Source organism: Streptomyces sp. NPDC048696 (assembly GCF_043198895.1).
Taxonomy (GTDB): Bacteria; Actinomycetota; Actinomycetes; order Streptomycetales; family Streptomycetaceae; genus Streptomyces.
Genome location: NZ_JBICVJ010000002.1, coordinates 672,333 through 678,704 on the forward strand (window position 1 = coordinate 672,333; position 6,372 = coordinate 678,704).

General features: G+C 72.3%; 7 protein-coding genes. 4 read left to right on the forward strand and 3 right to left on the reverse strand.

Annotated features, from left to right (window positions below; genetic code table 11):
- Positions 1–5 precede the first annotated feature (5 nt).
- Complete coding sequence (locus ACGFRG_RS06075) at positions 6–656, reverse strand: cysteine hydrolase (protein WP_361424277.1); 651 nt, start codon at positions 654–656, stop codon at positions 6–8.
- Between the two features lie 98 nt (positions 657–754).
- Here ACGFRG_RS06075 and ACGFRG_RS06080 point away from each other — a divergent pair, with 98 nt between their 5' ends.
- Together ACGFRG_RS06080 and ACGFRG_RS06085 are read left to right on the forward strand one after the other, a co-directional pair.
- The gene (locus ACGFRG_RS06080; RefSeq protein WP_393261785.1) at positions 755–1,216 is read left to right on the forward strand and encodes a pyridoxamine 5'-phosphate oxidase family protein; all 462 of its coding nucleotides are present in this window, start codon (positions 755–757) and stop codon (positions 1,214–1,216) included.
- Between the two features lie 101 nt (positions 1,217–1,317).
- Complete coding sequence (locus ACGFRG_RS06085; RefSeq protein ID WP_393261787.1) at positions 1,318–1,953, forward strand: class I SAM-dependent methyltransferase; 636 nt, start codon at positions 1,318–1,320, stop codon at positions 1,951–1,953.
- Positions 1,954–2,030: 77 nt separating this feature from the next.
- Here the strand turns inward: ACGFRG_RS06085 and ACGFRG_RS06090 are convergent, their stop codons facing one another.
- Entirely contained in the window at positions 2,031–2,936 is a 906-nt protein-coding gene (locus ACGFRG_RS06090) for a LysR family transcriptional regulator (protein WP_393261790.1), read from the reverse strand.
- 75 nt (positions 2,937–3,011) lie between these two features.
- Between ACGFRG_RS06090 and ACGFRG_RS06095 the strand changes: the two genes are divergently transcribed.
- Complete coding sequence (locus tag ACGFRG_RS06095) at positions 3,012–4,055, forward strand: DMT family transporter (protein ID WP_393261792.1); 1,044 nt, start codon at positions 3,012–3,014, stop codon at positions 4,053–4,055.
- A gap of 78 nt (positions 4,056–4,133) precedes the next feature.
- Here ACGFRG_RS06095 and ACGFRG_RS06100 read toward each other — a convergent pair whose 3' ends face one another.
- A complete protein-coding gene (locus tag ACGFRG_RS06100) occupies positions 4,134–5,465 on the reverse strand; it encodes an aminotransferase class I/II-fold pyridoxal phosphate-dependent enzyme (RefSeq protein WP_393261794.1) in 1,332 nt (443 codons plus the stop codon).
- Positions 5,466–5,500: 35 nt separating this feature from the next.
- Here ACGFRG_RS06100 and ACGFRG_RS06105 point away from each other — a divergent pair, with 35 nt between their 5' ends.
- Positions 5,501–6,163, forward strand: coding sequence for a pyridoxamine 5'-phosphate oxidase family protein (locus ACGFRG_RS06105; RefSeq protein WP_361424259.1), 663 nt, complete (start codon positions 5,501–5,503; stop codon positions 6,161–6,163).
- Positions 6,164–6,372 lie beyond the last annotated feature (209 nt).

Genomic DNA, 6,372 nt, shown 5'->3' on the forward strand with positions numbered 1-6,372 from the left:
ACAGGTCAGGCCCGCGCGGTCCGACGCGGCCCTTTCCAACTGGCGACGATCTCGTCCGTGGTGGCGACCGTGGCGACCAGGGCGAGCGTGTTGCGGATCATCGCGGGGGTGTACTCGGCCGGCACCCCCGCGATCGCGTCGGCCGCGACCACGGCCGTATAGCCGAGGTTGACCGCGTCGAAGACGGCGTTGGGGATCGCCACATTGGCCGAGACGCCGGTGACCACGAGGGTGCGGCAGCCGAGGTTGCGCAGCAGCGCGTCGACGTCGGTACCGGCGATCGGCGAGAGCCCGTGCAGCCTGCGCACCACGATGTCCTCGTCCGCGACGTCGATGCCCTCGACGATCCGTACCGCCGTCGAGCCGGAGTGCTGCTGTACGGGCAGCCGCTCGGCGGCCCGGAAGAGGCGGGCGTTGCGGGATGCCCCGCGCCCGTCCGGCCGCCGCTCGGCCACCGCGTGCAGCACCTGTACGCCCGTCTCGTGGGCGACCGCGACCAGCCGTGCGATGTTGAAGAGGGCGCCCGACGACCGTGCCGCCTTGGCGAGTTCGGGCAACGCGCTGTCGGCGCCGACGACTCCCCGCTGGCACTCGACGGTCATCAGGACGGTCGTCGCGGGGTCCAGCTGCTCGGCCAGCTGTTCGTGGGTCGCCATGGCGCGGGAGGTTAACGGCCATTGCGCGAGGGGGGAAGGGCGCGCCATGATTCCTGACGAGCTGTCAGATGCCGTGGTGGTACGCGAAGGAGCCGCAGATGGCCGAAGTCCAGCGCCGGGGCCGCCGGATCATGATGACGGACGCGGAACGGGACGCGTTCCTCGCCGAACAGCGCACCTGCCGGGTCGCCACCGTCGCGCCCGACGGCCACCCGCATGTGGGCGCGCTCTGGTACGCCTGGGACGGCACCTCGCTGTGGCTGTACTCGATCACCCGCAGCCTGCGCTGGTCCCAGCTGCACAAGGACCCCCGGATCGCGGTGGTCGTGGACGCGGGCGAGTCGTACGGGGAGCTGCGCGGCGTGGAACTGCGCGGCACGGCCGTACCGGTCGGCGAATCACCCCGCACGGGCGAGCCGTGCCCGGAACTCGACGTGCCCGAGCGTCAGTTCGCACGCAAGAACTTCGGCCTGGAGGAGATGGTCCACGACGGCCGCCACGCGTGGCTACGGCTGACGCCGGACGCGATGGTGTCGTGGGACTTCAGGAAGCTGGGCTGATAGGGACTCGTCAGAGCGCGGCAGCTTCGAGCAGCCCACCACGCGCGAGCAGTGATCTTCATCGTGGTGAGCGGGCCGGAGCGGACGTAGGGTGCCTCGTCATGAACAGCCCGACAGACAACGACCAGTTGCACGCCATGGCCAGTACCGCCGGATACGGCGAGGCGGCTCAGGCTCTTGCCGAGCAGTACGAGAGCGTGACCTTCGACGAGGTGCACCGCGAGGTGCTTCACCTGTTCCCCTCCCGGCCGAGCTCCGTGCTGGATGTCGGGGCGGGCAGCGGGCGCGACGCGGCGGCGCTGGCCGCCCGGGGACACCGGGTCGTCGCCGCCGAACCCACCGCCGAGATGCGCGCGCTGGGCCGGCGTATCCATGCCGGCCAGGAGATCGAATGGGTCGACGACGCACTTCCCGAGCTTTCCGGGCTGACCGCACAAGGGCGCCGCTTCGATCTGGTCCTGCTGACCGCGGTCTGGATGCATCTCGACGAACGACAGCGCACCTCGGCCATGGCCCGTCTGGTCGGCCTGCTCGAAACCGAAGGCCGGATGGTCCTCTCGCTGCGTCATGGCCCGGTCCCGGTGGGCCGCCGCATGTTCTCCGTCTCCGCCGGGGAAACCATCAGCCTCGCCCGCGGTCACGGCCTGGACGTCGTCCACGAAGCGCAGCGTGAGGACCCGCACGGACGCCCGGGAGTGGCATGGACCTATCTCGCCCTCCAACTCGGTGCAGGATGAAAGCATCCTGGGTCCTCGGGGTGACTGCGACAACCCGCCTCGCGCCTCTGCTCCCCCGCCGCAGGCGCGAAACCACCTCACGCCGCGAACACGGCCCCCGCCCGGGCCAACGCGTCCACCGCCGCCCGGATGGACGGCCGTCGGTCGGCGTCCGCACGCCACACCGCGTACACATGCCGCCGCGTGGCACCGCGCACCGGCACCAGCCGAACCCCCGCCGGAACCGGCCCGCGCCCGAGCCGGGGCGCGACGCTCACGCCGAGCCCGGCCTCCACCAGCATGAGCTGCGTGGCGTGCTCACGCGCCACATGGCCGATCCGGGGCTCGACCCCCTTGCCGCGCAGCGTGAACGCCAGCCACTCATGGCAGAACTCACCCTCGGGCCAAGTGATCCACTCGTCCTCGGCGAACTCCTCCAGATCCACCGCCTCGCGCCCCGCGAGCCGATGCCCGACCGGCATCGCCACATCGGCGAGGTCGTCGAGCAGCGACCGCTTGGCCAGGCCGTCGGGCAGCGGCAGCGGCTTGTTGTACCAGTCGAGGACGACGGCCAGATCGAGGTCGCCGAGCAGCACACCCCGCACCGAGTCCTCGGCCTCCAACTCATCGGAGCGGACGGCAAGTTGAGGATGCTCGGTACGCAACGAGGTCAGCGCGGCCGGGAACAGACCGCGCGCGGCGGTGGCGAAGCCCGCGATGCGCAGCTCGCCGACGACCTGCCCGCGCTGCGCCTCCAGATCGGCCTGGGCGACCTGGACCTGGGACAGGATCCGGGCCGCGTGCTCGGCCAGCAGCCGCCCCGCGTCGGTGAGCCGCACACCCCGGCCGTTCTTGGCGAGCAGCGGCTGCCCCGCCTCCCGCTCCAGCTTGGCCAGCTGCTGGGAGACGGCGGAGGTCGTGACATGCAGATTGTCGGCGGCGCCACCCACCGAACCGTGGCGGGCCACCGCGTCGAGGGTCCGTAGGCGCTCCAGGTTCAACATATAAGGAATGCTAACTGATCCACCCAACATTTTCTCGCTTGTACTACGAGGTTGAAGAGTCCAAGGTTGGGTGTCATGAGCACCGTCACCTCATCCCGGCCCTCCCGTTCATCCCGTGCATCACGTTCATCCCGGTCCTTGTCGCGCCGCTCCCCCTCCCCCACCCTCCCCCGCCCGTCCCTGGACTGGCGCGTCCGCTTCGCGGGGCTCTCGCTGATCTGGGGGTTCAGCTTTCTCCTGATCAAGGTGGGCACCGACGGCTACGCGCCCTTCCACGTCACCTTCGGGCGGCTCTTCTTCGGCACGGCGGTGCTCGCCGTCGCGATGGTCGTCAAGCGGGAGCGGCTGCCGCGCGGAGCCCGGACCTGGTTCCATCTGACGGTCGCCGCGCTGCTCCTGAACGCGCTGCCGTTCTCGCTGTTCGCCTACTCCGAGCTGACGATCCCGTCGACACTGGCCGGGATCTGCAACGCCACCTCACCGCTGTGGGGCATGGCCCTGTCACTGGTGGCGCTCTCGGAGGACCGGCCGAGCAGACGCCGCGTCGCGGGCCTCGGCCTCGGCTTCCTCGGGGTGCTCACGGTCCTGGGCGCCTGGCAGGGCTTCCACGGCCTGGACCCGGCGGGCACAGTGATGGCCCTGCTCGCCTCGCTCTGCTACCCGATCGGCTGGATCTACGTCCGCCGTACGCTCGCGGGCAGCAGCCACTCCAACCTCTCGCTCATCGGCTCCCAGCTGGGCGTCGCCACCCTCCAACTGGCCGTGGTCACCCCCCTGTTCGCAGGCTTCCCGACCGCGTTCCACCCGGTCCCGCTGCTCGCCGTCGCGGCCCTGGGCGCCCTGGGCACGGGCCTCGCCCTGCTGGTCCAGTACGGCCTGGTCAACGAGGTCGGCCCGACCACCGCGCAGATGGTCACGTACTTCATCCCCGTGATCGCCACGGCGGCCGGAGTCGTGGTCCTCGGCGAATCCCTGAGCTGGAACACCCCGGTGGGCGCGGCGATAGTCCTGGCAGGAGCGGCACTCACACAGAGCCGCGCACCGAAGGGGCGCGGTGGGCCGGCCGTCCAACGCGGCTCAGGGCCACTTGAGGGGGCGCCGGAGACTGGCCGCGCATAGCGGTTCGGGGCCACATAAGGGGCGCGGGGAACGGCGCGACCAGCCACCTACGGTCCGCACCCGAACACCCGCCCGGCGCTAGCCATACCGCCGCCCCGGCACAGAACCGACGGCCGCGGCCACCGCATCCGCGGCGGACCCGATCTCGGCCGGGGCGAGCGACGAAACGGTCAGCCGGATCCCCGGCCGGGACGCCAGCCGAAAGCGTGCCCCCGGCGCGACGGCCCACCCCGCATGCAACAACCGGGCCACCGCCGCGGTCTCGTCCGGTACCGGCACCCACACGCTGAACCCACTGCGGCCGTGCGCCGCGACACCCCGCCGCCGCAGCGCCCGTACGAGGGTGTCGCGCCGCTCCCCGTACGAGCGGGCCACCCGCGCGGAGTCCACGGCGCCCGAGGTCCACAGATGGACGACCGTCCGCTGGAGCAGCCGACTGACCCAGCCGGGGCCGAGCCGCTGGCGGCCGCGCACCCGGTCCATCGTCACGGTGTCCCCGGTGAGCACGGCGAGCCGCAGGTCCGGCCCGTACGCCTTGGCCACCGACCGTACGAACGCCCAGTGTTCGACCACCGGCGACAGGGGCGCGAGCGGCACGTCGACCATGCCGTGGCCGTGGTCGTCCTCGATCAGCAGGACGCCGGGGTGGCGCGCCACGACCTCGCGCAGCGCGTCGGCGCGGGCCGAACTCACCGCCGCGCCGGTCGGGTTCTGCGCCCGGCAGGTGACGACGAGCGCCCGCGCGCCGCCCGCCAGCGCGCTCTCGACGGCCTCCGGCAACGGCCCCTCGTCGTCGAGGGCCATCGGCACCGGCCGCAGCCCGAGCGCCGGTACGAGGTCGAGCAGCGCACCCCATCCCGGATCCTCGATGGCGACCGCGTCGCCCGGCCGCAGATGCGCGGCCAGGACGCGTTCGATCGCGTCGAGCGAGCCGGAGAAGACACCGACGGGCCCGTCGGGCACGCCGTCGGCGTCCAGGACCTCGCGCGCGAGCCGGGCCAGGTCGGGATCGACCGGGTCCTCGCCGTACAGCGCGGGGTGCTCGGCGTGGTCGCGGGCGGCGGCCGCGAGCGCGTCGGCGAGCGGCGGCAGCAGCGCCGGGTCCGGGTTGCCGTCCCCGATGTCGCGCACCCCGGCGGGCACGTCGATCCGCTGGACGTCCCGCGTGGTGCTGGCGGGGCGCGGCCGCACCCGGCTGCCCCGGCGGCCCGACGTCTCGATGACCCCACGGTCGCGCAGCAGCCGGTAGGCGGCCGCGACCGTATTGGGATTCACCCCGAGATCCGTCGCCAACTCCCGCAGCGGCGGCAGCAGTTGGCCCGGTTCCAGCTCTCCGGTACCCACCGCGCGCTCCACGTCGGCGGCGATCTCCGATGCGCGACGCCCCACAATCCGATACTCTCCTAGCACAAACAATATTATGCACTAGTGCAATGGAGACCGCAATGTCGGAGACCGCTTCCTACGAGCCCACCGGGCGCACCGTCCCCACCCGCTCGCGCGAGCGGGCCTCGTACGACCGCGAGGTGGTGCACGGGATACTCGACGAGGGATACGTCTGCCACCTGGGCTTCGTCCGCGACGGCGCCCCGGTCGTGCTGCCGACGCTGTACGGCCGGATCGGCGAGCGGCTCTACGTGCACGGCTCGACGGGTTCGCGGCCGCTGCGCATGGCGGGCCAGGCCGACCCCGGACTCCCGGTCTGCCTCACCGTCACCCACGTCGACGGCCTGGTGCTGGCCCGCTCCGCCTTCCACCACTCCCTCAACTACCGCTCGGTCGTGGTGCACGGCATCGCACACCAGGTCACCGACCCCGAGGAGCGGCGCGTCGCGCTCGACGCGCTGGTCGACCAGGTGGTGCCCGGCCGCTCCGACGACTCGCGCCCGGCCAACGCCAAGGAGCTCGCCGCGACTTCGGTGATCCGCCTCGACCTGGACGAGGTGTCCGCGAAGATCCGCACCGGCGGCCCGGGCGACGAGCCGGAGGACAGCGGGCTGCCGCACTGGACCGGTGTCGTACCGCTGACGCGGACGTACGGCGTCCCGGTCCCGGCCGACGACCTCGACCCGTCGGTGCGGCTGCCCGACTACCTCGCGGCGCTCTGACACCGCCCGGGGGCTCGCGGAACGCTCCGCGAGCCCCCGGCGGATCTAGGGCCTGTCCGGTGGATCTGGCCGCCTTCGGTCCGGGACGCCGCTTCGGTGCCGGTGAGTGGGGGTGTGGTGCTTCCCCAAGCTCTCAACTTCGTTCGAGCAGGGGAGACCCCAATGCTGCAAGGCGGAGGAGGGCGGCGACGCGGAGCGTCGGCAACCGA

Coding starts and splice junctions, on each gene's coding strand:
- ACGFRG_RS06105 (WP_361424259.1), top strand. CDS start 5,501: ATGTCGGAGACCGCTTCCTACGAGCCCACCGGGCGCACCGTCCCCACC.
- ACGFRG_RS06085 (WP_393261787.1), top strand. CDS start 1,318: ATGAACAGCCCGACAGACAACGACCAGTTGCACGCCATGGCCAGTACC.
- ACGFRG_RS06080 (WP_393261785.1), top strand. CDS start 755: ATGGCCGAAGTCCAGCGCCGGGGCCGCCGGATCATGATGACGGACGCG.
- ACGFRG_RS06090 (WP_393261790.1), bottom strand. CDS start 2,936: ATGTTGAACCTGGAGCGCCTACGGACCCTCGACGCGGTGGCCCGCCAC.
- ACGFRG_RS06075 (WP_361424277.1), bottom strand. CDS start 656: ATGGCGACCCACGAACAGCTGGCCGAGCAGCTGGACCCCGCGACGACC.
- ACGFRG_RS06095 (WP_393261792.1), top strand. CDS start 3,012: ATGAGCACCGTCACCTCATCCCGGCCCTCCCGTTCATCCCGTGCATCA.